The 24,988-nt window shown below is 53.6% G+C and carries 20 protein-coding genes; 12 read left to right on the top strand and 8 right to left on the bottom strand.

Translation table 11 applies throughout. The features are described 5' to 3' along the window. A partial coding sequence (locus NNL21_RS27015) for a hypothetical protein (RefSeq protein WP_256555503.1) occupies positions 1-190 on the top strand: 190 nt, incomplete at its 5' end. Positions 191-370: 180 nt separating this feature from the next. Continuing rightward, a complete protein-coding gene (locus NNL21_RS27010) occupies positions 371-2,656 on the top strand; it encodes a UvrD-helicase domain-containing protein (RefSeq protein WP_204821299.1) in 2,286 nt (761 codons plus the stop codon). 79 nt (positions 2,657-2,735) lie between these two features. Here NNL21_RS27010 and NNL21_RS27005 read toward each other — a convergent pair whose 3' ends face one another. The 3 genes from NNL21_RS27005 to NNL21_RS26995 form a co-directional block, all read right to left on the bottom strand. Further along, on the bottom strand, positions 2,736-3,287 hold the full coding sequence (locus tag NNL21_RS27005; protein ID WP_309145358.1) for a GNAT family N-acetyltransferase: 552 nt from the start codon (positions 3,285-3,287) through the stop codon (positions 2,736-2,738). Between the two features lie 145 nt (positions 3,288-3,432). Further along, on the bottom strand, positions 3,433-3,768 hold the full coding sequence (locus NNL21_RS27000; protein ID WP_204821300.1) for a DUF4870 domain-containing protein: 336 nt from the start codon (positions 3,766-3,768) through the stop codon (positions 3,433-3,435). A 172-nt stretch (positions 3,769-3,940) separates the two neighbouring features. Continuing rightward, on the bottom strand, positions 3,941-4,318 hold the full coding sequence (locus NNL21_RS26995; RefSeq protein WP_204821301.1) for a GNAT family N-acetyltransferase: 378 nt from the start codon (positions 4,316-4,318) through the stop codon (positions 3,941-3,943). A gap of 199 nt (positions 4,319-4,517) precedes the next feature. On the opposite strand from NNL21_RS26995, the gene NNL21_RS26990 reads away from it, so the two are divergent. The 3 genes from NNL21_RS26990 to NNL21_RS26980 all read left to right on the top strand — a co-directional run bounded on the left by NNL21_RS26990 (position 4,518) and on the right by NNL21_RS26980 (position 6,712). Beyond that, on the top strand, positions 4,518-5,657 hold the full coding sequence (locus NNL21_RS26990) for a YhgE/Pip domain-containing protein (protein WP_256555502.1): 1,140 nt from the start codon (positions 4,518-4,520) through the stop codon (positions 5,655-5,657). Positions 5,658-5,759: 102 nt separating this feature from the next. Beyond that, the gene (locus tag NNL21_RS26985) at positions 5,760-6,290 is read left to right on the top strand and encodes a PadR family transcriptional regulator (protein WP_204821302.1); all 531 of its coding nucleotides are present in this window, start codon (positions 5,760-5,762) and stop codon (positions 6,288-6,290) included. 95 nt (positions 6,291-6,385) lie between these two features. Further along, positions 6,386-6,712 (top strand): potassium channel family protein, encoded by a 327-nt coding sequence (locus NNL21_RS26980; protein ID WP_204821303.1) that lies wholly within the window; start codon positions 6,386-6,388, stop codon positions 6,710-6,712. 75 nt (positions 6,713-6,787) lie between these two features. Here the strand turns inward: NNL21_RS26980 and NNL21_RS26975 are convergent, their stop codons facing one another. After that, positions 6,788-7,264, bottom strand: coding sequence for a DinB family protein (locus NNL21_RS26975; RefSeq protein WP_204821304.1), 477 nt, complete (start codon positions 7,262-7,264; stop codon positions 6,788-6,790). A 140-nt stretch (positions 7,265-7,404) separates the two neighbouring features. On the opposite strand from NNL21_RS26975, the gene NNL21_RS26970 reads away from it, so the two are divergent. The 4 genes from NNL21_RS26970 to NNL21_RS26955 all read left to right on the top strand — a co-directional run bounded on the left by NNL21_RS26970 (position 7,405) and on the right by NNL21_RS26955 (position 11,783). Then, the gene (locus NNL21_RS26970; protein ID WP_204821305.1) at positions 7,405-8,304 is read left to right on the top strand and encodes a LysR family transcriptional regulator; all 900 of its coding nucleotides are present in this window, start codon (positions 7,405-7,407) and stop codon (positions 8,302-8,304) included. Positions 8,305-8,546: 242 nt separating this feature from the next. Further along, positions 8,547-9,077 carry a hypothetical protein gene (locus tag NNL21_RS26965; protein WP_204821306.1) on the top strand — a complete coding sequence of 177 codons (531 nt, stop codon included), beginning with the start codon at positions 8,547-8,549 and terminating at the stop codon, positions 9,075-9,077. A gap of 15 nt (positions 9,078-9,092) precedes the next feature. Beyond that, a complete protein-coding gene (locus NNL21_RS26960) occupies positions 9,093-11,252 on the top strand; it encodes an ATP-binding cassette domain-containing protein (RefSeq protein ID WP_204821307.1) in 2,160 nt (719 codons plus the stop codon). Positions 11,253-11,267: 15 nt separating this feature from the next. Further along, positions 11,268-11,783, top strand: coding sequence for a GNAT family N-acetyltransferase (locus tag NNL21_RS26955; RefSeq protein ID WP_204821308.1), 516 nt, complete (start codon positions 11,268-11,270; stop codon positions 11,781-11,783). Between the two features lie 256 nt (positions 11,784-12,039). Here the strand turns inward: NNL21_RS26955 and cydD are convergent, their stop codons facing one another. Genes cydD through NNL21_RS26940 form a run of 3 tightly spaced genes read right to left on the bottom strand, consistent with a single transcriptional unit; the run spans position 12,040 to position 18,201 of the window. Then, on the bottom strand, positions 12,040-15,720 hold the full coding sequence (cydD, locus tag NNL21_RS26950; RefSeq protein WP_204821309.1) for a thiol reductant ABC exporter subunit CydD: 3,681 nt from the start codon (positions 15,718-15,720) through the stop codon (positions 12,040-12,042). An 11-nt stretch (positions 15,721-15,731) separates the two neighbouring features. Next, positions 15,732-16,742, bottom strand: a complete 1,011-nt coding sequence (cydB, locus tag NNL21_RS26945; RefSeq protein ID WP_204821310.1) for a cytochrome d ubiquinol oxidase subunit II — start codon at positions 16,740-16,742, stop codon at positions 15,732-15,734. A gap of 49 nt (positions 16,743-16,791) precedes the next feature. Further along, positions 16,792-18,201, bottom strand: coding sequence for a cytochrome ubiquinol oxidase subunit I (locus NNL21_RS26940; protein ID WP_204821311.1), 1,410 nt, complete (start codon positions 18,199-18,201; stop codon positions 16,792-16,794). Between the two features lie 202 nt (positions 18,202-18,403). On the opposite strand from NNL21_RS26940, the gene NNL21_RS26935 reads away from it, so the two are divergent. From NNL21_RS26935 to NNL21_RS26925, 3 genes are all read left to right on the top strand, one after another. Continuing rightward, positions 18,404-20,059, top strand: coding sequence for an SWIM zinc finger family protein (locus NNL21_RS26935; RefSeq protein WP_204821312.1), 1,656 nt, complete (start codon positions 18,404-18,406; stop codon positions 20,057-20,059). Next, positions 20,056-22,992 carry a DEAD/DEAH box helicase gene (locus NNL21_RS26930; protein ID WP_204821313.1) on the top strand — a complete coding sequence of 979 codons (2,937 nt, stop codon included), beginning with the start codon at positions 20,056-20,058 and terminating at the stop codon, positions 22,990-22,992. Before NNL21_RS26935 ends, NNL21_RS26930 begins: the two co-directional genes overlap by 4 nt. A 149-nt stretch (positions 22,993-23,141) precedes the next feature. Continuing rightward, positions 23,142-23,612, top strand: coding sequence for a YecA family protein (locus NNL21_RS26925; protein ID WP_204821314.1), 471 nt, complete (start codon positions 23,142-23,144; stop codon positions 23,610-23,612). 272 nt (positions 23,613-23,884) lie between these two features. Here the strand turns inward: NNL21_RS26925 and NNL21_RS26920 are convergent, their stop codons facing one another. Then, positions 23,885-24,970 (bottom strand): sialidase family protein, encoded by a 1,086-nt coding sequence (locus NNL21_RS26920; RefSeq protein ID WP_204821315.1) that lies wholly within the window; start codon positions 24,968-24,970, stop codon positions 23,885-23,887. Positions 24,971-24,988: the final 18 nt, after the last annotated feature.

Here is a 24,988-nt window from a genome sequence, read left to right as displayed (position 1 = left end):
ACAGCTTGCATTTCAGGGCCGCGCGTTGGCTGTAACGCCGCTTTCTACCGTTACAGCTGCCAAGCCCGTTCCCTGCTCCAGCATATTTGTGCTGTTAGGCCCAAAAGCGGCGTTACAGCTCGCACTTCAGGGCCCCGCGGCGGCTGTAACGCCGCTTTCTACCGTTACAGCTGCCAAGTCCATTCCCTGATCCAGCATATTTGTGCTGTTAGGCCCATAATGGGCGTTACAGCTTGCACTTCAGGGCCACGCGTCCGCTGTAACGCCCATTTCTACCGTTACAGCTGCCGAGCCCGCTCCCTGCTCCAGCATGCTGCTGCGGTTACACTCAAAACTGATTAGCTGAAGATATAACTAGAAGGTGAATTCGATGACCATACAGCGTTTCTCCACTTTGCCATTCGGCACGACCGGGGCTACTATCCCACATGCGGCAATGGCTCCCTCCCACTCGGCGGCCCCGCAGGAACACACTCAGGATCGGGATGCGGACTTCTTCCGCGTCCTGGAGCAGAACGGGCTGGTGTTGAACAAGCCGCAGCTGGAAGCCGTTCGGCATTATAAGGGTCCTTTATTGACGCTTGCAGGCGCAGGCTCGGGAAAGACATCCGTCTTAATCTGCCGGACAGGCTATCTTCTCACCGTTCATCGAGTCGCCCCCAGCGCCATCTTGCTGTTGACGTTCTCGACCAAAGCGGCCGCGGAGATGAGAGACCGCATTGCGCGTTTGCCCGGTCTCTCCGCCTCGGCTGTCCAGCAGCTTCAGGCCCGAACCTTCCACTCCTTCTTCCTGCAGTTAATCCGTAGACATGGCAACCAATTGGATATCTTCCACGAAACCCGGCGGCAGCATATTTTATTGAAGCAAATCATGCGCGAATTAGGGATCCAGGACACTTACCAGCCCGAGACGCTGCTCTCCCTCCTTTCCTCCTACAAGATGAACATTGTCGACCTGGACGGGCTGCCGACAGCTACGGATGGGGAGAGGGAAATCAAGAGCATCTTCGCCCGTTATGAGCAGTGGAAGCAGGAGAATGGCAAGATCGACTTTGACGATGTCCTGCTCGCCGCTTATCGGCTGCTGAAGCAGCGGCCCGACTTGCTGCAGTCGCTGCAGCAGCGGTTTCAATATGTCATGATCGATGAGTTTCAGGACACCAATTATCTTCAATATGAATTAATCCGGATGATTGCCGATCCCAAGCAGAATTTAATGGTCGTCGGCGACGATGATCAGACGATCTATTCGTTTAACGGGGCAAGAAGCGAGTTTATTCTTCATTTTGAGAAGAATTATCCGGCCGCGAAGGTCATTACGCTCGATATCAACTATCGGTCTACGACCGCGATTGTCGGCCTCGGCAACGAAATTATCCGTCACAATAGGCAGCGGCGGCCCAAGACCCTGCAAGCAACGAAGGAAAGCGCGGCCAAGCCTCAATATATGCGGCCGCATACGACAGACGACGAAGCCGGTCAAATTATAACGCACATTCTACATGAGGTTCAGCAGGGAATACGGTCGTACGGGGACTACGCTATTCTCTATCGTTCATCCAGCAATAGTCGCGCTATTCTGGAGCAGCTGGTGCTGCGGGGAATTCCGCATATCGATTTTGGAGATGGACAGCTGCTGTATGAGCATTGGCTCATCAAGCCTGTTGTCGACCATCTGCGGCTCACCTTAAACAGACGAAACTTCGATGCGATGGAGAGCGTGCTGCCCTCTCTCTACCTGAATCGCGAGAAGGGTATGGAGATCATTCGCAGGCAGGATGCGGCACGGCCCAAGAAAGGGCCGCTCATCCATCTGTTGTCCTTGCCTGACCTGAAGGACTATCAGAAGGACAAGATCAAGGATCGTCTGGCATTGATCAAATCCCTCTTACCCATGAAGCCGGCGCAGGCCATTATTCATATTCGTAAAACCTTCTATGACGCTTACGCGGAAGCAAGCGAGCGGCATAAATTAACCCAGCACAAAGAGATGCTGAAGGAGCTACTTGATGAGCTGGAAACCTCTGCCACGCGGTTCGATACGATTGAAGCCTTCATTGCATTCATTGACGATGTCCTGGCGAAGAATAGCGATCAGACCCGCCAGAAGCTTCAAGAGCAGGGCAACCGCATTGCCTTGATGACGATCCATCGTTCCAAAGGTCTGGAGTTTCCGGTTGTCTTCTTGATCGGAGCTTCAGATGGCAGCCTGCCGCACAGTTCGGCTCTGGATGCCGATCGGATGAAGGATGTCTACACAAAGGAGAGCAGCAGCCAGAAGAGTTCTATAGCGTTGGAGGAAGAGCGGCGGCTGGCTTACGTGGCCGTTACCCGCGCACGCGAGGAGCTGTATATCAGCTCCCCTTCTCAATATCGAGGCAAGAAAGCGGCGATCTCTCAATTTGTTCTAGCTGCGTTCAAGCAGACGGACGGACAAGCTGATTCCACAGCCGTAAAGTCCGTCCTACCTAAAGTCAACCGTCACAGTTCCAAGCCAGTCGGGGACATGGAAACGGTTCTGGCTTGGGTATGCACAAGTCCCGGTTGTATCGCCTGGACGAGAATCGAGGGCTACAAGGAAACGAAATTAACCTCTAAACCGTGCCCGCTGTGCAAATCAGCCATGGAGAAGGGGAGCAAGGTTGTTCCAGTATAGCGGCTGTACGAGCTAAGCTCACAAAAGGCCGTGCCCAACCTGCGGGCACGGCCTTTCATGGGGTATAAGATAAACCTGATTAAGCAAGTGTTTGAAGCTGCTCATACTCCGGCTTCAGTATCGAATATTGGTAGGAGTCCAGCCATCTGCCCTGCTTATGCAGCATATGGCCACGCAGATGTCCCTCATACTTCATACCGAGCTTCTGCATGACTTTGGCGGAACCCGTATTGCCGGGCCTGCAGGTTGCGAAGATCCGATGGAGACCAAGCTCATTGAACCCGAACCGCAGCAGAGCGGCGGCTGCTTCCGCTGCATATCCACGCCCCCAGTAGAGAGGGTTATAGCAGTATCCGATCTCCCCCTGACCGGGTGAATTGATGAATATACCCGTACCCCCGATTAAGGCTTGGGTTTCCTTCAGGATCACGGCCAATTCAAACCCCGTGCGGGGCTGCTCGCCTTGCATCTGAGTCACGTACTGCATGTAATCCCAAGTCTCCTCCTCCGTGTTAGGCCCCCAGCTCATATGCGCGGCTACAACGGGATCGGCTGCATACACATGAACAGCTGCGGCATCCTCTAAGGCAAACTCCCTGAGGACTAGCCTTTCCGTCTCAAGAATCATCATGTCGTCCTCCTTCAGAGGTAGTTGATCGCAGATCAAAATAGAATGAGAAGATCATACCTCAATGCCATGTATCATGCAAAATAAAATCAAAAAAGAGACCCGGGAGGTCTCTTTTTTGATGAGCAGGCCAGTCGCCTGACTGGGACTATTTCAATATGGAAACCGTCCCGATGAGCGGAAGCGGCTTCATTCGGCCGTTAGCCGCATTAACCATCCCTATAATGACGAAGACGAGGACGGCTAGATTCGCGAAGGGGAGAAGAATCCAGCCTATGATCGGAATAATGCTTAGCACAATATTGACCGCAACCGAAGCCAAGAGCAGCACCAGCCCTTGATTGGCATGATACATGGCGAACGGGGAGTCTTTGGCGGCCAGAAGCGGCAGGAAGAATAAGATATAGGCGAGTATGGCCATCACTTTGTTCGTCTGCACATCGTTTGGATCGGGCTGCGGATCAGGCGAGACCGAATTCTGCATAACGACACCTCTCTCATCATAAGTTCACTGACATATCCGGACGGATAGGCTTTCAATGAATCCTATGTGCCCTCAGTTGTGGTTATGACAGAAGCCGGGGCACCTGGAAGAAACGGCATATACCGTCTCTTCCGCACTGCAGACCGGGAGCCATTCGCGCTTTTGTCCATACTCAGGATTTGGGCAAGGTAATGCTATTGGTGCTGTACGGATCCCCATAGCCCGTATCTCTCTTCTCCCAAACGTCCTCATATTCGGAATGCCGCTTGAACTGTGCAAGCACGTAAGAGCAAGACGGAATAATGGTTCTTCCCTGCTCTCTTGCATCATGGACGACCATATCAAGCAGCTGCCTTCCCAGATCGCGTCCCCTGTACTGCGAATCGACATGCGTATGGTCGATCAGCCAGGTATCCACATCCACAAGCTTGTAAGTGATTTCTCCGATTGGCATGCCTCCCGTTCCAATAAGCACATAACTATTCCCTTGCTTCTGGGCTACGATCTCCTCTACCGCTTCTCCGTTCTCCCGCTTTGTTTCTTCTTTCATGCCTTCCACCTCCTAATCGTATTGTTCATCATTACCCTTTGTCATGGAATGTGAGCCGTCAAGCGAATGAATATATTGAGAATTGACATGAGGCAGGATGGCGATTATAATTTCTCATTACTACTCTAATTAGAGTACATTATTTTGAGTACAATAAATAGAGTATTAATCTCTATTATACGAATGAAGAGGTGCAGGAATGGGAAGTATGAAAGCATTATTGAAGAACAAAGCTGTTATTGGCGGAATCGTTATGACGATCTTTTATCAATTTATAATGATCGGAATTTTCATGTACGGCTATAGCGCAATTCCCAAGAACATCACGGAAACGACCATCGCGATCGTGAATGAAGATCAGCAATACGGGAAAGAAATCTCCAAGCAGCTGCAGGAGCAGCTCCCGTTTCATATCACCACAGAGAGCTTTTTAACGGAGGCAGAGAAGCAGCTTGAGAATCGGGATATTCAACTGCTTCTTCATATTCCGGAGAACTTCTCGGAGCTTATGCAGCAGGGGGACACCCTGCAGCTGGACTTTACGATGAATCAATCCAATCCCGCGATGGTAACGAGCAGCTTGCAGCAAGTGATCTCACAAATGACAAGCAAGCTTAATGATCAATTCTCCATTCAATATGCGGCCGGTGCTCTTAAAGGCCTGCATGTGCCGGATGATCAGGCTCAGCAGATTGCGGAAGACATTCCTTCCCGCATCGTTGCTAATACCGTTCTTACCAATCCGATGCCGGCCGGCATGCACAATCAGATGGCCCCGATGTTCCTGACCATGTGCTCCTATGTCGGTGCGATGATATTCTCTATGCTCGCTGTCGGTGCTATGGGCCCTCTGATCAAGGAACGGGGACGATGGAAAGCATTCGTCGCACTGCAGGGGGTTAGCATTCTCGTATCTCTGGTAGCGCCGCTGGTCGGCCTCCTTATATATTTCAGTGTTCAAGGGGGATACGGAGCGGTCGCGTTTGTCCAAATGTGGCTCATGCATGCACTTGAGATGCTTGGTGCCATCGAGTTTACGTCTATTTTCGTCCTGCTGCTGGGTCAAGGAGGCATGCTGCTCAACCTGCCTCTATTGCTTGCACAAACCATCAGCAGCGGCGCCGTCATGTCACAGGAGATGATGCCGGGTATCTTCAAGTTTCTGAGCCATATCTCCGTTATGTTCTATAGTGTCCATCTGGACTACAACCTACTCTTCGGCGGAGGCGGAACTGGCGGCTACTTGCTTGGATTATCACTGTTGACTATAATAGCAATGGCTATCGGCGCGATCATTGTCCAATTTAAAACAAGAAGGACCACGGGTGCTGAGGCCTAGGTCCGCCGGCGAGCTATAGACAAGGATGGGCGCGTCTGCCTGCTGGCTGGAATTATGCGGCCTTAAGCCGGCACCCTCGTCCTTAAGAGCGGAGGTACGGCTGTGTCGCTTCAAATATTCATATTAGGCATGTTATGCGAGGATTATCATCATCCCTATGACATTAAGAAGATGTTTAAGCGGATTAAATTAGAAGAAGTTCTGAAGATCAGCGATGGAACGTTGTACTATAATTTCGATGTGCTGCTCAAGAAGCAGTACATTGAGAAGATCGAGATCATTCGCGACGAACATCGTCCCGATAAGACAACCTATGGCATCACAGACAAAGGGCGAGAGGCGCTGCAGCAAGAAATCTATAACAGCTTCAAACGCTTCACCGATATCAAATCGTTATACGCCCCTCTCACATTCTTGAAGCATGCCGACAAAGATAAGATCTCTTTCCTGCTTGAGGAATCGATCGAGAAGCTGCGTAAGAAGATCAATAAGAATCACGACGGCTGGAATAGTCTCCTGCAGAAGCCGCAAGAAACGGTTCAGTTCATCTACGAGCACGCCCTGAACCGGATGGAGCTGGATGCCCAGTGGCTGGAGAAGCTGCTCACATGGATCCGCAGCTCTTCAACTTAGCGCAGTCCCGGAAGCCGCTTTGGAACGAGGCAGCGCACAGGCTCCCGCTCTTCGTTTATGCTGTATACTGATTTCATCCGATTGGAGCGATTCCCATGATCTCATTTGTGTTGACACTCCGAAAGATGCTGACCGGCGTCTGGCATGCCTTCAAGGAAAAGACCTTTCGAACGCTATTTTGGCTAACTGTGTTCATCCTGCTCTCCGGCACATTGTTCTATCACCAGATCGAGAAATTCACCTACCTCGACGCGCTCTATTACAGCGTCATGACACTGACTACAGTAGGCAGCTCAGATCTGGGACCGCAGACGAGCCTCGGTAAAGTTTTCACAATGATCTATACGTTTTCTGGAATCGGCGTGATATTCGGCTTTATCTATTATGTAGCCAAAGGCATTCACACCTCTAAGTCCTCCTAAAAAGTGATATCAGATGAAATAAAGCCGATAAGAGCCTCCCGCCTCCTTATCGGCTTTCTTCATATGCAGAAACCTTCAGTGTTGGTTGTGCCGGATGACCTTCAATAAGCATGAAATCGTCGCGTGATGGATCGCTTCATGAATGAAGGCAAAGTTAAACAGCTCTCCGGCCGTCTCGAAACGCAGCGGCCCCATTGTGACCGGCGATGGGAGCAGCCCCTCCAGCGCGGCAGGCTCTACCTCGGAGATGCGATTCAGCTGTGCGGACAATTGCTGCAGGAGCTCTTCCTTCGATGGTGGAGTAACGCTCCATTCCGATGGCTTCGTCCCCGTATGGAATAAACCTGCGTAGCTCTCAGGAAGGTGAGAGCTGGATTGAAAGCATCCGGAGAGAAAGTGATCCAAGCAAAAGACGATGTGTCCGACATTCCAGCGGATCGTATTGTTGAACGGCTCGGGTTGGTGGTCGAACAGCTCCTCGGGAATCGATTGAACCTGATGCAAGGTGATTTGACGAACCGATTTAGCCGTGTTAATGATGTTAACTGACATATGAATTCCTCCATTCATTTTCTCTTTATATGGACCAGTACCTGCCGACAAGTACAGTATACCCCCGTCAAAAATAACCAACAATCACGAGTTTCCGATTATAATGATAAGTAAAAACGATGATGACCGGAGAGATTCAGATGGAGCTTAGACAGCTGGAATACTTTATTGCCGTTTGCGATGAATTGCATTTTTCAAGAGCTTCTGAGAAGCTCTGCACGACCCAGTCCAACCTCAGCCAACAAATTAAGCTATTGGAAGCCGAGCTGGGTGTTCCTCTGTTCGATCGCATGGGGAAACGCATTGCCTTGACGGATGCGGGAAAAGTGATGCTGGAGCAGAGCCGCCATGTCTTTGCGCATATTGAATTTGCGCGCGGCGCTATCGCAGAGATGAAGGATCTTCAAGGCGGGTCGCTGACGATCGGGGTCCTGACCGGCGATGCGGATCTGCTGTTCGACGCCTTGCTTGTTGAATTTCACCGTACCTACCCGAACCTATCGTTATCCGTTATCGAATCTACGAAGGTCCCGGAGCAGGTCACAGCCGGAACTGTGGATATCGGGGTTACTACGACGCCGGCACCGGACGAACGAATGACCGTGCTCCCCTTATTTCACGAGGAATTTGCATTGGCTGTCCGGACGGACCATCCTCTCGCCAAGGAGAAGACCCTTGCATTCAACCAGCTGCAGCACTTGAAGCTGGTGATGTTCGCTGCCGATCATCAGGTCAGACAGCTGGTTGACCGCTATGGCATGCAGGAAGGCTTTCGCTTGAAGCCGCATATTGAAACCACTACACTATCTTCCCTCCTTTCACTGGTGGAGCAAGGTATAGGCGCGTGCGTGCTGCCCCGCTTACTGCTGGAAGGTCTCAATAAGAAGGAAATTGCAATCCTCTCTCTAGTAGACCCCACACCCAGCCAGGACATCTGCATGATCTATCGTACGGACAGATACCTGGGATTTGCCGCCCGGGCATTCATAGATACGCTGAAGGCTTACGTGCAAACCGCGGTCGACCATGCCAGAAAGTAATTTCAACGCAAAAAAAAATAGGTATGACGAAATTATTTCCGCTATACTAATGTTACAAATAGTAGAATTTGTCATAGCGATTCCTTAAACAACCATTTAGACACATGCTGCTGCATAGCGAGGTATACAAGGCCGTGTCTCCTGATTAATGGGGCACGGCCTTTGGCCTACTGCTATTCCTGCCGCCGTAATCCCCGTATTGCTCGCATCGTCACCGCCAGTTCAAGGAGGAGTACCCGTACATGAACTATTATTTTCAACTATGCGCTACCGCACGCTATCAAGAGAGATATATCTCCTTTATGCTCGAGCATTACAAGGAATTAAACCTCCCTTACCCATTCCCGGTTTCGCTTAGCTTCATCGCCAGTCCCATTCTAATGAAAGAAGATGCGATCCTGTTCTTCGACAGCGACGATGAGATTGCCGGGGCGCTCGGTTTTATCTATGGAACGGGCGACAACAACTATCAGGATACGCATATCGTTCAAATTCAAACGATATTCATCGTGGAGCAGCACCGCAGAACCCGCCTTCTGCTAGAAGCGATCCAGTACCTGACACAATTCCTCGAACAGACGGATAAGAACGTGACGGAGCTCCGCTTCTGGACGCCTGCCGAGGATGGGCTGCGCCGGTTATGCGCCAAGCTGGCCAAGCGGGAGGCCGTCATGGATACCGCCCTCGGATCCATTGACGAGTACCGGGCATCCCTTGCGCACTGGCATGACTATGGCATGCGCTTCCGCCATCTGATGTATTTCGAAACCTAGAAAGAGGGAACCTCCATGTTGATCGTAATCAAGAACATATTCGCGTATATGCGACCGTACAAGCTTCTGGCTTCCCTCTTCTTCGTGGGACTGTTCCTGGATCTCGCCTTCGTGTCTCTGGCTCCGTTAACCTTCAAATTCATGGTGGACCTGGCCATTGTACCTAAGGACATGAATATGTTTTATCTCATTCTGTCTGTACTGGGCATCGCCGGTTTCATCGGCTTCGGCGCCGGCATTATGAGCGACTACATGTTAGCCAAGCTGACCTCCCTCGTGCAGAAGGACATGAGGGCGCTCCTCTTCTCCCGCCTTCAGCGCATGAATATCGGGTTCTTCCAGAAGTCGCGTTCCTCCGAGCTTGTCTCGTATTTTTCCGTCGACCTGCCTTCGATCGACAGATCGATGAGCGTTATTCTAACCGTCGGCATCCAATCCTTGTCCGTCGTGATCATTACTACCGTCGTCTTATTCTATTTGCAGTGGAGCATGGCGGTCTGCATTCTCGTCGGCGCAATTGCTATCTTTACCGGACCGTATCTGCTGGGCAGGCGCGCTCAGGCTACCGACTCCGCCTACAAAGAACAGCTCTCCTTGATGACCGGAGAGGTGCATGAGAACATTAAAGCGCAAAGGGTCGTCAAAGGCTTCAACCTGCAGCAGGCGATGATCGATAAATTCACAACAAGGCTGCAGTCCTTATTCGTCATCCAGTATAAGAAGAATGTGCTCTCGGCCAGTCTGGAGCGCATTCCGATGATTAGTCTGCTGCTCATTAACTTCGCCATCATTGGGCTTGGCTCGTATTTGGCGCTTCAGGGATATATTACCGTGGGTGCGCTGGTCGCCTTCTTCACGATGTATACCTCCATGGGCAATTCGGTGTTTAACCTGACCTTCGCGATCCCGGCCTTCACCGATGCAGCGGTCAGCATGGAACGCATTGGGCGTCTGCTTGATGAATCACCGGAGGCTAGCGGCGAGGCTCCGCTTCCCCAGCGGGAGGACAAGCGCCCTGACATCCGCTTTGAGGGGGTAACGTTCGGTTACTCGGAGGAGCAAGCGGTACTGAAGCAGATTGAGCTGCATATTCCGCCGGGAACAACAGCCGCCTTCGTCGGATCCAGCGGCTCGGGCAAGAGCACGCTGGTGCAGCTCATTCTCGGCTTCTATGAACCGGACGCCGGACAGATCCTTATCAACGGAAGCTGCCTGCGGGACCTGGATCGCCGCTCCTTAAGAGAACAAATGGGCATCGTCTTCCAAGACAACTTCTTGTTCCGGGGAACCATTCTGGACAATATCCGCATCAGCCAGCCCGATTCGAGCTTGGAAAACGTTATCGAAGCGGCTAAGCGTGCGGAAATCCATGATTTCATACAAACCCTGCCGGAAGGGTATCACACGCCCGTTCTGGATGAAGGGAATAATTTCTCGGGCGGTCAACGCCAGCGCATCGCGATTGCCCGTGCCATCTTACGAAACCCTCCGATCCTGCTGCTGGATGAAGCGACATCCGCGCTGGATCCGATAGCCGAGGCTTCCATCAACCGGACATTCGGCGAATTGTCGCGCGACCGCACCGTCGTAACGGTCACGCACCGCTTGGCCTCGATTACCGGAGCGGATCGAATCTTCGTATTCGACCAAGGGAAATTGGTAGACAGCGGCAATCATCATCAGATGCTGATGAACGGCGGGTACTACAAGGAGCTGTGGGACAAGCAGAGCGGCCTATCCGTCTCTTCCAGCGGTCAGGAAGCGGAGATTGATGAGGAGCGGCTGTCGAGGCTGCCCTTCTTCCGTGGGATGGAGCCGAGTGTGCTGAAGGAAATTAAAGGCCTGTTCAATACGGAGACATTCGCCGCAGGACAGCCTGTGATCTATGAGGGCGATCAAGGCGAGAAGTTTTATTTGATCGCCCGCGGCCGGGTCGAGGTTACCAGGCGTTCTCCGGATGCGGAGCAAGAGCGGATTCGCTTGGCCGTCTTGGATGACGGCGATCACTTTGGCGAGATCGCGCTGCTCGAAAACGTGCCGCGAACTGCCGATGTCACGACGCTGACGCCAAGTGTCTTTCTCACCCTGCAGCGCAAGGTGCTGGACTATGTCCTATCCAAATATCCCGAGATCGATTCCCGCGTCAGGCAAACGCTGGCGGAGCGACGAAAGTAGGAGGTTACTTATACGATGGGAGCAGCCCATGTTCGAATGTGTACGACCGATGAGGACTTGGCCGAATATGCCCTCTTCTTCATCCGGAACCAAAGCGATTTCAGCCGCGATTTCACTTTAATCGATACCCTCATGCATATCCTGGCAACGGCCGGCAACGCGTATATACATCTAATCCTCGATGACAATGAGACCACGATCGGCTGGGTGAGCTACCGGTATTTAAACGAGCGCGGACAGGAACAGCAAGGCGGCGAGATTGCCTTCATTGACTCCGTGATTATGCTGGAGACCTATCGCAGCAGCCGTACGTTTCTAAGAGGCTTTCGACATTTGGCGAACCATATGGCGCAGGAAAATAGTCATGTGCGGAAATTTCAATTCAATGCGCTTGCCGATCATGCCTATCTGACGCGGCTCTATTCGAAATTTGCGGTCATTATTGGAGAAAGAGACGGCTACCATGGGAAAGAGAACATCTTCTCGGCTGATTTTCCGGAACTTCTTCTCTACTTAAATCGATCCAAATAATAGTATTGACCCACTATTTTCCATATGATATTCTGATAGATATAGGCAGTTAGATCTACTAAGAAGGGAGTGATTCGACATGTTTCCACCAAAATTAGGGCTGGACAGGAAGAATGGGTCCAAGATTATTAAATTCGAGGATTTGCTCAAGCTGAACGAGCAAGCGCGTGTAGTACCGGTGAAGTAAGCGGTTGAACGGAAGAGACCTGCCAGGTGTTTACCTGAGCAGGTCTCTTCTCGTTTCCATATTGAGGTGCTATAGTCCGCTTGCCAGGCGATCACGATGCTCTTCCCGAGCTTCCGTTATGCCGTGTGTCCGCTCTCTATCTCTCTGCAGCTTCCACAGCTTCCAATAGACACCTTGACGTGCAAGCAGCTCTTGATGCGCACCCCTCTCCGCCATCATCCCATTCTGAAGGACGATGATTTCATCCATCCGCTCCAGACCCGTCAGCTTATGTGTAATCCATAGGACGGCTTTCTTGGCCAGCAGCGGTTCAATGTTCACAGTAAAGGCCTGCTCGGTTAACGGATCGAGACCCGTCCCCGGTTCGTCAAACAGGATCGCCGGCGCTTGACGGACGAGCGCCCGCGCCAGCGCAAGCCGCTGCCGTTCGCCTCCGGACAGCTTCGCCCCCCACTCTCCGATGATGGTGTCATAGCCCTGCGGCAGACGCTCAATCATCTCATCAATCCTCGCAACGCGGGCCGCTGCACGCAGCTCGTCTAACGCAGCCTCAGGACGGCCGAGCCGTAAATTCTCGGCTACAGTCGCATTGAATAACTGCACATTCTGCGACACGACTGCAAATTGATCACGCGCCGACTCCCCGGCGATATCACGCAGCTCTGCACCATTGATTGTGATGGAGCCATCCTCATAGGTACGCAGCTTCAGAAGCAGCTGCAGCAGCGTGCTCTTCCCGGCTCCGCTTTCTCCAACGATCGCAACCTGCTTTCCTTGAACAAGAGATAGCGACAGGTCCTGCAGCGCATAGGGCTCTTCAGGTGCATAGCGGAACGACAATTCGTTCACCTTCGCCTGCCATTGCCCCGTCCACTCGCTGGTATCCGGTGTTCCCTCCGCAGCCGATTGCGCAGATTGCGCTTGATCAGCGGCTTCGTCAGCCAGCCGGAACAATCTATCGCCAGCGGACATGGTTTGCCCGAACAGCTGGAACGACAACGGCAGGGGCATCATCGCTTCGAAGCAGGCGAACGCGACCAGCACCAGCGCGGGAATCATATAGCTGTCGATATGACCCGATACCGTTAGCGGAATAACCGTAAGCAGCATCAGCCACATCGTTAGATGAGCGAGGCCGACCATGGATCCTCCCGTGAAGGCTGCAATCCGGTTCTGCTCTTTCTGATGAATATCCAAGCGGCGTTGAATCGTAAGAATGCGTTCTTCCATCTGTTGAGCCTGTCCGTACAGGATCAGCGTCGGCAGCCCGGTCAATAGATCGGAGGTTTCTTCATATATTTCCGAACGTGCCGCAACGAAGTCCCTCCCGCTGCTGCGCCCCATCCGGTGGCTTAGCCACGGGATAACCATGCCCGCCATGAGCAGCATGCCCACAAGCAGCAATCCGAGCTGAAGATCATAATTCGCCATAATGGCGAAGCCGAGCAGCACCGTCAGAGCGGCAACAAGCGGAGGTGCGATAATGCGCAGATAGAAATTTTGCAGCTGCTCCACATCGCTGATGACAGAGCCCAGCAGATCCCCGCTGCGTTTATTCTCGAGAAGCTCCACACCTCTTGGCTCAAGACGCTCATACAGCCATACCCTTAGACGCTTCAAGATTCGGAACGTCAGATCATGAGAAACAAGCCGTTCCACATAACGAAATACGCCACGCGAAATTCCAAAAAATCGCACACCCACAATCGGGATATAGAGCAGCAGAACCGTTTCCGGCCGAAGCGCCGCCTTGGCGATCAAATAGCCTGAGGTCCCCATCAGGCCGACGTTGGTTGCGACGGTCGCAAATCCAAGCAGTACGGCGAGCAGCGCCCACCATTTGTGCGGGCGGACGAATTGCAGAAGACGGAGAAACGTCTTCCGTCTTCCAGCCGGTGTGACGGATGACTCGACGGCAGCCGCAGGCGCCAGAATCTGTGCATCTTCCTCCTGCTGCGAGCCCAAACGGCCGGAAGCTGCCGCGGATTCAACGCCACTATGTTCAGCACCAGCGTATGCTGCCTCTTCGGAATGAGCGGCTGTTACCATATCGGCGTACAGACCTCCGGCAGCAAGGAGCTCCTTCGCTGAACCCGCTTCGACGATCCGTCCGCCAGCCAACACTACGATCCGGTCCGACGACCGAATCGTGTCCAGCCGGTGCGCAACCGTAATGGACATGCGTCCCTTCAGCAGCGGCTTAAGCGACATCGTGATCGCCGCTTCATTAGCCACATCCAGTCCCGCCGTCGGCTCATCCAGCATCAGCAGCGGCGCTTCTCTCAATAACGCCCTCGCAATCGCGATCCGCTGCGCCTGACCGCCGGACAGCCTGACCGCTTCCCCGAGCGGAGTGTCGTACTGATGCGGCAGTGCCTGAATGAAGACGTCCGCTTGAGCGGCCCCCGCCGCTGCGGCCACCTCAGCCCCGCTTGCATCCGGCTTGCTTATCCGAATGTTATCGCCGATTGTACCATGGAACAGATGGGGTCTCTGCGACAAGACGGACAGCTGCTTCCGCCACCATGTCATAGAGATGCGCGATATATCGATACCTTCAATGAGGATGCGCCCTGCAGTAGGTTGGATGAAGCCCTGCAGCAGATCCAGCAGCGTGCTCTTCCCTGCGCCTGTAGGCCCGACCAAAGCGATACGTTCGCCCGGTTCGAGGGTGAGCGAAATATGGGACAGCGCCGGCTGGGCTTCACCGGGATAATGGACGGTGACATCTTCGAACGTGATGCGATATCCTTCCGGTTGCGGCGATAGCGTAACCGCCCCTTCCTTCTCCACCCATCCCGGAGGCTCCGTGCTCAAGATATCGAAGATCCGCCCCGCTGCGCTCACGCCGTTCATCCCGGCGTGGAACTGCGTCCCCAGCGTTCTGACCGGCGTGTAGAATTCCGGAGCCAGAAGCAGCACCAGGAAGGCGTGCTCGAAGCCGATATGCCCTTCGATTAGACGAAGCCCAAGGAACACGGCAACGATCGCAGTGCTTAACGCCGCGAACAATTCCATGACAAGCGCGGACAGGAAGGCCAGCCGCAGCGTCCCCATCGTGGAACGGCGGTGCTCTTCGCTGATTCGCGCGATGATGTCGATCTGGGCTCGGCTGCGGTTGAACATCTTGAGCGTCGGCAAGCCCCGCAGCATTTCGTGAAAGTGCCCGCCAAGGCGGCCCAGCAGCTGGAACTGCCGGTCCGTCTTCGACTTGGCCGCCTTGCCGATCAGAATCATCAAGATGACCAGCAGGGGCAGCGTCACGGCGAAAATAACTGCCGACAACCAGTCGGTTCCCGCGACGACGGCGAACACAGCCGCAGGAATGAACGTCGAGAGCGCCACTTGGGGCAAATACTTCGCCAAATAATTTTCCAGCTGCTCGACGCCTTCATAGACCGTGTTGATCAGTTCCCCGCTCCGTTCGCCCTTGGCGTAATCCGGTCCGAGCTCGGCAAGCTTGCGAACCAGGCGGAGGCGCAGATCGCTCTTAATCCGCTGCGCCATCTGCGTCGACGCATAATCGCCTGCTGCATGCAGAACGGCTCTAAGTCCAATTACGCCCAGCAGCATGTATAGCGCGGGGAGCAAGGCCGCAAGGCTTTGCCCGCCGAGGAAAGCTCCGTTCGTAACCCTGGCGATGTATACGGCTTGAATGATCAGCAGCAAGCCGCCTGCCGTTCCGAATAGAACGCTGGCCGCGAACAGCTTGCGGGTGCCCTGCACCTGTTTGAACAGTTGTTTGATCATAACGGTTATCCCTAATAATCCAGGTGGTCGGTGCTGCTAACCCGCTTCCGGAACACCCAGTATGTCCACGCTTGATAGGCCAGCACGAACGGGATCGTCGTACATGCCACGACGGTCATGACTTTCAGCGTATAGGCATTCGAAGCCGCATTATAAATCGTGAGCGACCATTCCGGATTAAGCGAGGAGATCATTACGTTCGGGAACAGCAGCATGAAGACCGTAATGGTCGACAATACGATGGTCGCTCCCGTCATAATGAATGCCCAGCCGTCACGACCCGCTTTTATGAAGAAGTGTACGGACAATAATGCCAGTCCTGCCAGAACGGGGACGGTACCCGGGCTTAAGCCCTTGGATGTAAACATGTCCGTCTCGAAGTAGCTCAATACGACGAACAACAGCAGCACCGCGCTCGTCCAAGCGCCGATCTTGAGGGCAACCGCCCTTGCCCGCTCGCGCAGCACGCCTTCCGTCTTCAACGAGAGGAACAGCGCTCCGTGCAGCAGGAATAAGAGAACGATGCTGATTCCGGCCGTTACGGAGTAGAGGGAGATCAAGTCCCAGAAGGTGCCGACGTAATTCATATTCGCATCTACCGGAACCCCCCTCATGAGGTTCGCAAGGGCGACACCCCACAATAACGCGGGCAGCAGGCTGCCGAAGAAGATGACCCAGTCCCAGGTAGAGCGCCACTTCGGATTCGTGAGCTTGCTGCGGAATTCGAAAGCAACCCCGCGCCCGATCAAGGCGAGCAGCATCAGGAACAACGCCATATAGAAGCCGCTGAACAATGTCGCGTACCAATTCGGGAAGGCCGCGAACATCGCGCCGCCTGCCGTAATCAGCCATACTTCGTTGCCGTCCCAGAACGGGCCGATCGTATTAATCATCACCCTGCGTTCCGTATCGGTCTTGCCCAGGATCGGCGTCAGCATGCCCACGCCGAAATCAAAGCCTTCCAGAAAGAAAAATCCGACGAACAGCACGGTAATCAGAATAAACCATGTGGTTTCCAGCATTCGCTTTTTTCCGCCTCGCTTTCAAGTTAAGTCTTCATCCTTCCGCTTCCTATAACGAAGCCGTCGGAGTTACACCGGCATTCGGCGTATGGTTCTGGCCGTGGGACTCATCGGCGTCCACATCCGCATCCGCACCCTTGCGCACCGTATGCACGACAAGATAGATAAACACCGAGGCCAATATACCGTAGACCAACGTAAAGCCGATTAATGAGGTAGCGACCATGCCTGCCGATACCAGAGGCGACACGCCGTCTTCGGTCTTCTGCAGACCGAACACGATCCACGGCTGGCGCCCGACCTCCGTCATGATCCAGCCTGCCGAATTGGCAATGAACGGCAGCGCCATCGCGGGCAGCATCCATCTTAAATATCTGCGGTACGTCTCCGCCTTATGGCGCACGACGGCAATCGTTCCGAACAAGCTGAGGAGAATCATGCCCATTCCTGCCGCCACCATGATGCGGAAGCTCCAGAACGTCGTCCGTACCGGCGGGATATAATTTCCCGGCCCGTATTTGGCTTCATACTCCGCCTGCAGCTCCAGCATGCCGGGCACTTTACCGGTCAGCTTGTTGTAGGAAAGAATGCTCAGCGCATAAGGAACCTCCAGCTGAAAGCCGTTCTCCTGCTTGGCCGGGTCAATGGAGGCGATAACCGTCCAAGGCGCGCTTTCCCCGCTCGTATGCCAGAGCGCTTCGGAGGCGGCCATCTTCATCGGCTGCGACTTCATCAGATGCTGCGCTTGGTCATGGCCGGCGAAGGCGGTCAGCAAGCTGGACACCAGCGCTACCACGATGCCGATCGAGAACGAGGCTTTGAATAGATCGACCTGCTGCTTGCGCAGCATTTTGTACGCGCTGATTCCCGTTACGAACAGGGAGCCTGTAGCTAATGCGCCATAGATCACATGCGGGAACTCCACCCACAGCTGCTTATTGCCAAGCAGCGCGAAGAAGTTCGTCATCTCGGCACGGCCGTTCACAATCTCATAGCCAACCGGCTCCTGCATGAATGAGTTTGCGCTCAGAATCCATAACGCCGACAGCGTAGCCGCAATCGCCACCAGCCAGATACAGGCAAGATGGACTTTCTTGGATAAGCGATCCCATCCGAAGATCCAGATCCCGAGGAACGTGGACTCCAAGAAGAACGAGACCAACGCCTCCACAGCCAAGGGACCGCCGAACACGGCACCTACGAACCGGGAGTAATCCGCCCAGTTCATTCCGAATTGAAACTCCTGAATAATACCGGTTACGACGCCCACCGCGAAATTCAGAAGAAAGATTTTCCCCCAAAATTTCGTCATCCGCTTATACTTGTCATCCTTCTTGATGACATACATCGTTTGCATAAACGCGATTAAATACGCCAGCCCGATGGACAGCGGAACAAATAAAAAGTGATAGACGGTCGTAATGCCGAACTGCCATCTGGCCAATTCCAATGCTTCCACAGTAACAGCCCCTTTCAACTATTCATCATTATAGAACCCCCCTAGGGCATCGTTATGTGATCTATCTCACACGAGCTTGCAAAGTTTTGAACAATTATTGCCTATCCTGCAAATATGAGTTTCAACTGCGCCGAATCCGTCCTGCGATGGTATAATGAAAAGGTTGAAATACGACTATATGTTCTCAGGAGACTATGCGATTATGAAACCAATCTACGCTATGGATGATACGCAATGGCTTAAGCTCCTTCGTGATGTGGGGGAGGATTTCAATGATGTTACGATTATGCGAGGGTTCCAATATTATAAACAGGGGCGTGTCCACCGGCTGACGATGCCCGATAGCGAACATATTGACGCGATCGTCGAAGGAACCGAGAACTATCGCGTATCGCTCCAGCTCAACGCCTTATTAGTCAGCCACTGCACGTGTCCGGTTGGAACGTGCTGTAAACATATGCTTGCCGTTCTCCTCGACTATGCCAATCAACAAGGGCGGCCCATTCACGCACTCGTCAATGCCAAAACGAACGCCGCGTTTCAACAACCGGCGAAGTCCCCGCCTCTTACCGCATCCAGTGGCAAAGCCAATCCGGCAGATCGGGCAAGGCAAGCGAAGGAGCTTGCCGAGCTCCAGGAGCAAGCCCGTGCAATGCTCGCCTTGCCCATATTAGAGTGGCATAAGCTGTTTGCACGCTGCACCGCCCCGATGGCGAATCATACGCCTAACGGTCACTATGTCCAGATCGCGCTCACCGCGATAAATGGCATTAAGCCTCCGCTTTCCCCAGCCATGGAACAGCTGTTCAACCTTCATGCTCACCTCTTCATCCTAGAGAAGCTCTTGAGGCAATCTCAGCAAACGTGGAGTCAATCCTCCAGTGTATATATGGGGTATCACACACATGTGGCAGCGGATGATGTGCAGGAAGCACTCGGGCGATGCTTCGCAGAAGAGCTTGCCGTCACGACAGAGCCAGGCCATTGGCTGCGCGTAACGGAGACGCTGGACTACGTACGCGGTCAGATGCTGACGGAAGCCCAGAATCTCTTCTACTTCTCTGACCTCTACTATCGGATGTGGGAGAACTGGATCCGGCCTAGCGCACGCAATAAGGAGCTATACGAAGAAGAATTGCGGCAATTGAAGTCAGCCGCTGCAGCACATGGCAGTACACCCTCCCAGCTGCAATGGAAGCTGGCTCAAGTCTGGATGCACTTCAATCTGGGACAGGACCCGGAAGCTTGGGAACTGCTGAGAACGGTAGATAATCTCTCTTCGATGAAGCGCAATCCCATCTATCCCCTCTTAGATGCGCTGTCCAAGGCGGAAGAATGGCCGCGTTTGCAAGCATGGCTAAGCGAGACCGGTTCTCTGCTCTACAATCACCGGGCAGACAGCCTGAATGAATATGGGCGCTATTGGGAGACGACCGTCCAGCATCATCCTGAAGCAGAGGCGTCCATGTGGGAAGCCTATGACCGCTTGTCCCCCTATTCCAGAAGCATCTATGTCGAGTCCCTGCTCACATATGGCAAATGGCGGCAGTGGATCGATTATCAGCTCAGTACGGGCAATGAGCCCCTGGAATTTCGCGTCGGCGTCCTGCAGCCGATTGAGAAGGAAGCGCCGGAGCTGCTCTTGCCGTTCTATCATCAAGCGGTGGAACGATACATCGCGCAGAAGAACAGAGATAGTTATAAGGCAGCGGTGAAGCTGCTCAAGCGGTTGTCTAAGCTGTATAGAAAATTGAAGCAGGAGTCGCGATGGGAGCTCTTCCTCACCGCGTTCACCGGACGCTACAGCCGGCTTCGCGCCCTGCAGGAGGAGCTTCGGAAAGGGAAATTGATATCATGAGCCTACATTTGGATACCATTACGATACAGGTCAGCTTGACCACGCATGGCGATGCATTAATCTATGGATCGATCCCTTCCTATCATGCGCCGGGCTTATTCATGAAGCAGCGCTTGTTCGCCTGGCATGAGGCTTCCTTCTACGGAACGGAGCTGGAGATTCAGACGATCCAGGATGTCGAGCTTGTGCTCCTTCCTTCCGAGCAGGTTATTCCCTTCTTCGCTGAACGCAGACTGCTCGAGCATGTTGAGTGGGTGTGGGATGAGGACGCCGCACCGTTGCTAGAGCTTGCCCCTGTTCTCAATGCATGCCTCGAAGAGAAGAAGTTTGCACCCAGCTTCTCCGCCTACAAGGCCGGCAAGCTGCGGTGGATATGGGATCAGGAAGCACTAGATCCACAAGCGCAAGCGGCATTGGAACAGTACGCCAAGCAGGCCGGCTTTTACGACGGTCTATGTGCCGCGTTCTCCGCCGCTGTCTTCCACCGCTATTATGGAACGGAAGAAACGAATACAGATCTGCGCAGGGAATACCCGCTGCTCTTTGCCCAAGGCGGTGCAGCGGCAGGCTTAGATGAGCTAGGATGGCTGATTGCCGTCGGCTGGAAGGCAGACACGGCTCCGTTCCGTCCTCTCCTGCAGCTGCTGGAGCCGGATGACGATAATTTCACGTGGCGTCTGAAGCTCGTGCTTCAGGATAAGCGGGACCCTGCCCTGCTTGCAGCTGCACAGCTGGCCGAGGATGGACAGGTCTTCGGCTCATGGCCCGCAGAATGGTCCACCTATATACAAGAGCGATCCACAGGATGGCTGGAGCACTTGCGCGCAAGTCTTCCCCATGCGCTCATAAACGGCGGCCGCGATGATGTACTAAGCAGGCCGTTAACCGACGAAGCCGCGTGGCAATTCCTGACGGCGGACAGCCACCGCCTGCTTGAAGCCGGCTGGCAGGTGCTCCTCCCGGCTTGGTGGGAAGCAGCCAGCCGGAAGAAGCCCCGGCTTCGCGCCAAGGTCAGCTCCAGTGCAGGCAGTGCCGGCGCTTCCCTATTCGGACTGCAGTCGCTCGTTGATTTCGATTGGCGGATTGCCATCGGTGAAACCGATCTTACCGAGAGCGAGTTCGCCGAGCTGGTCGCCCGCAATGAACGGCTGGTCCGCTTTCGCGGTCAATGGATTCCGCTGGACCCGGCGCTGCTGGCACAAATTCGCCAGGCAATGTCGGGCGTTGATAATATGGAGGGGCTATCCTTCCAGGATATTCTGCAGCTGCACCTGCTGGGGAGCGCAGATGAACCGGAGAGCGGTGCGGCGGATGAGCCGCAGCAGGCTGCCCGTATCCAGCTGGAAGTCGAGCTGAACGAGCATCTGGTCAAGCTCATCAGTCAGCTTGGCCAGCAGGCGGAATGGCCGGCGCTCGAGGCGCCCGCCGGATTGCGTGCAGACCTTCGGTCTTATCAGCGCGACGGGTTCGCCTGGCTTGCATTCTTACGCCGCTTTGGACTCGGCGCCTGTCTGGCGGATGACATGGGGCTGGGTAAAACCGTACAGTTCATTGCTTATTTATTGCATGTGAAGGAAGCGTACGGAGCACAGGAGGCCGGCTCCCCTTCCCTGCTGATTTGTCCCACTTCGGTTCTGGGTAACTGGCAGAAGGAGTTAAGCCGGTTTGCTCCTACCCTTACGGTGATGCTTCACTATGGGAGCAAACGTCAGAGCGAGGAGGCGTTCTGGGAGGACGCGAAGCAGGCAGATATTATCTTAACCTCCTATGCCACTGCTACGCTTGATCAGGAGCTGCTGAAGGCATTCACTTGGGCAACCATCTGCTTAGATGAGGCACAGAATATTAAGAACGCACAAACGAAGCAATCGACGGCCGTGAGGAGCTTTCCCGCCAGGCATCGTATTGCGCTTACCGGTACGCCAATCGAGAATCGGCTGTCTGAGCTCTGGTCCCTCTATGACTTTATTAATCCGGGGTATCTGGGCACCATGCGCGGCTTCCAGAACCGGTTCGCCAATGCCATCGAGAAAGAGCAGGACGAGCAGCGCACGAAGGATCTGCAGAAGCTGGTCAAGCCGTTTATGCTCCGCCGCAAGAAGAAGGATCCCGCTATCCAGCTCGATTTGCCGGACAAGAACGAGATGAAGACCTATATTCATCTCACAGCCGAGCAGGGCGCGCTCTATGATCAGACCGTGAATGATCTGATGGAACGCATGCAGAAGCTTGAGGGGATCGAACGTAAAGGAGCCATTCTGGCTGCGATTACCCATCTGAAGCAGCTCTGCGATCATCCGATGCTGCTTACCAAGGAAGCCCTTCCGGAAGGGTCAGCGGCGAGCGGAAGCCCTCTCGATACCGAGATGCTGATTAACCGTTCATCCAAGCTCGAGCGATTGCTTGCCATGGTGAAGGAGCTTCGGGAAGAGGGCGATCGCTGCCTGATCTTCACCCAGTACATTGGCATGGGTCAGATGCTGCAGCAGGTGCTGGAGCAGGAGCTTCAAGAGCCCATACTCTACCTGAACGGAAGTACCTCCAAATTGTCACGGGACCGGATGATTGACCAATTTCAATCCCGTACATTACCGCCTGGCGAGCAGCCGAGCGTATTCATTCTATCGATCAAGGCGGGAGGCGTAGGCCTCAATCTTACAGCCGCCAACCATGTCTTCCACTTCGATCGCTGGTGGAATCCGGCGGTTGAGAACCAGGCAACGGACCGCGCTTACCGGATGGGCCAGTCCCGGGACGTACAGGTGCATAAATTTATTTCCTTGGGTACGCTGGAAGAGCGAATTGACGAGATGCTGGAGTCGAAACAGCAGCTGAGCGATAATGTAATAGCCAATTCAGAGGGCTGGATTACCGAGCTTTCAACGGATGAATTGAAGGATCTGTTCACGCTGCGCCGTGATTGGGCAGGGTGATCCATCACCTTCGCGGATGGAATGCAATAGAGGTTTTTCACAGACGATCCACCTGAAATATCAATATATTCCAATATGTTCCCTTGATCACATTCCAATTTTTTGTTACCTTATTGGGATAGCTTGTACAGGCATACGGAGGTAATTGAATGCAGAAGTTAGGAAGAAATGAACCATGTTATTGCGGCAGCGGGATTAAATACAAGCGCTGTTGTCTGAATAAGAATGCGACGAACCTTGCAGCACCAGCACCAGCGGCAGTTATTCCTACGACGCCATCAGCTGCTCCTTCCATTCCCCAGCTTATTCAAGAAGAGCTATCCTGGGAGAACGAAGTGTACCAACAAACGGCACTTAATTTCTACAACCAGACGCAGGATTTGTATCCGGTGGTTGAAGTGGATCAAACGATTCGGCTATGGAATGATTACTCCACGGCTGAGATGCCAGTAATTAAAAAAGAAGGCGTGTTCCCTGCAGCACTGGAGCAATGCATCTGCTCCATGAATGGCCATGAAATCACGAAAGCCCAGTTGGCTGACAAATACGACGTATCCGTAGCGACCATTACGCAGCGGGCGAATCAGATTATGAGCTTTGCTGTCCCTGAGCAGGCCTAATGAATGACACAACCGCTGCGCAGGCAGAATGTTCTTACGATCGCTGTTGTTCCCGGATTTCTTTGAATTCTATTTATAGGTTGATATCCGGGAACAAAGGCGACCGCTAACGCATCTCCAGAATCATTCTTCCTGCTCCACACGGTGTACCTTTCATTAATCATTATAGAGGAACTCTATCTATCTGGATGATACAGCACAACCCGCCTCCGAATGAGGCGGGTTGTGTGCGTTTTATATTCATCGTATACGGATGCGGCATTGGCCGCTGACTACTCCACTTGACAGAGCGATCCGGCAATGTACCGATTTCCGTCACTTTCGTTGTAGAAATAATAAGCAATAAGCACCCGTCCGTCTGACAGCTGCACGGCACTGGTGTATCCAATATCGGATCCCAAGCCGTCATCCCGGATGACGGTTTCGGCCGCCGTACCGATATTCGTGCATTCTGCGTTAAGCACGATCGCACGAATGCCATACGGCTTGTACCGATAGCCATAATTCAACAATACATTCCCATTCGTCAGACGCAGCACATGAAAGGGGCTCGGCGAATAGATCGGCCAAGCCTGCGGCTCTGTCCATGTCCGCCCGCCATCGGTCGACTCCGCGGTAAACAATGGCGATGCCAAGTGCCCCTCTCCAGGCTGCTTCTTCTGACTTCGTATAAATAGGACAAGCTTGCCGGATTCCGTCTCATACAGGTTCGGCTCATGAAAATGATACTCTCCCGCGAAGCCGGAAACCGTTGCGTACCGCTCCCAGATTTGCCCCCGGTCCGTCGTCCGGCCGATAACGACATTAGACGTATCACCTTCCTGGATATACAGCGGCGCTAGAATCGACCCATCGCTCCGCTCGACACAATTCCCGCGAATGACGACATCGCCAAGACCAATTGGCTCGGGCCGATCCCAAGTGACGCCTCCATCCGTCGATCGGATGGAATAGGAACCTGCAAGCCGGCCGATCCAACGATCATATTGACGGTGCCAGGTGCCCGGTCTCAGATTGGCCGGTGCATCCTCCTGCTCGTAGACCTTCCAAGTGAAGAACGTAACGAACAACGTGCCGTCCCGTAGTACGTTAAGGCATGGATCCTGTACGCCGTGAAAATAATCATCCCAGATAACCGCCGGGCGGGAATCCCACGAGCAGCCATCGGCAGAGTGAATCGCAACCGCCTTCGAGGAAGCGTCGAGATGCGTAATGGATCCATAAGCGGTACGGCGGTCCGGAGCGGTCCGGAACCCCAGCGCGAATGTTCCGTCTGTGAGCTGAACAACGCTCGGAAAGCTGTTGTACGCCTCATTTTTATAAATCTCCACATGCTCCATCGTCCTTATGGCTGCCATTGGATTAGCCTCCTTTGT

This window comes from Paenibacillus mendelii, from assembly GCF_024498075.1.
Lineage (GTDB): Bacteria > Bacillota > Bacilli > Paenibacillales > Paenibacillaceae > Paenibacillus_Z > Paenibacillus_Z mendelii.
The sequence above is the reverse complement of the archived record's forward strand: the minus strand, read 5'-3'. Positions and strand labels throughout refer to the sequence as shown.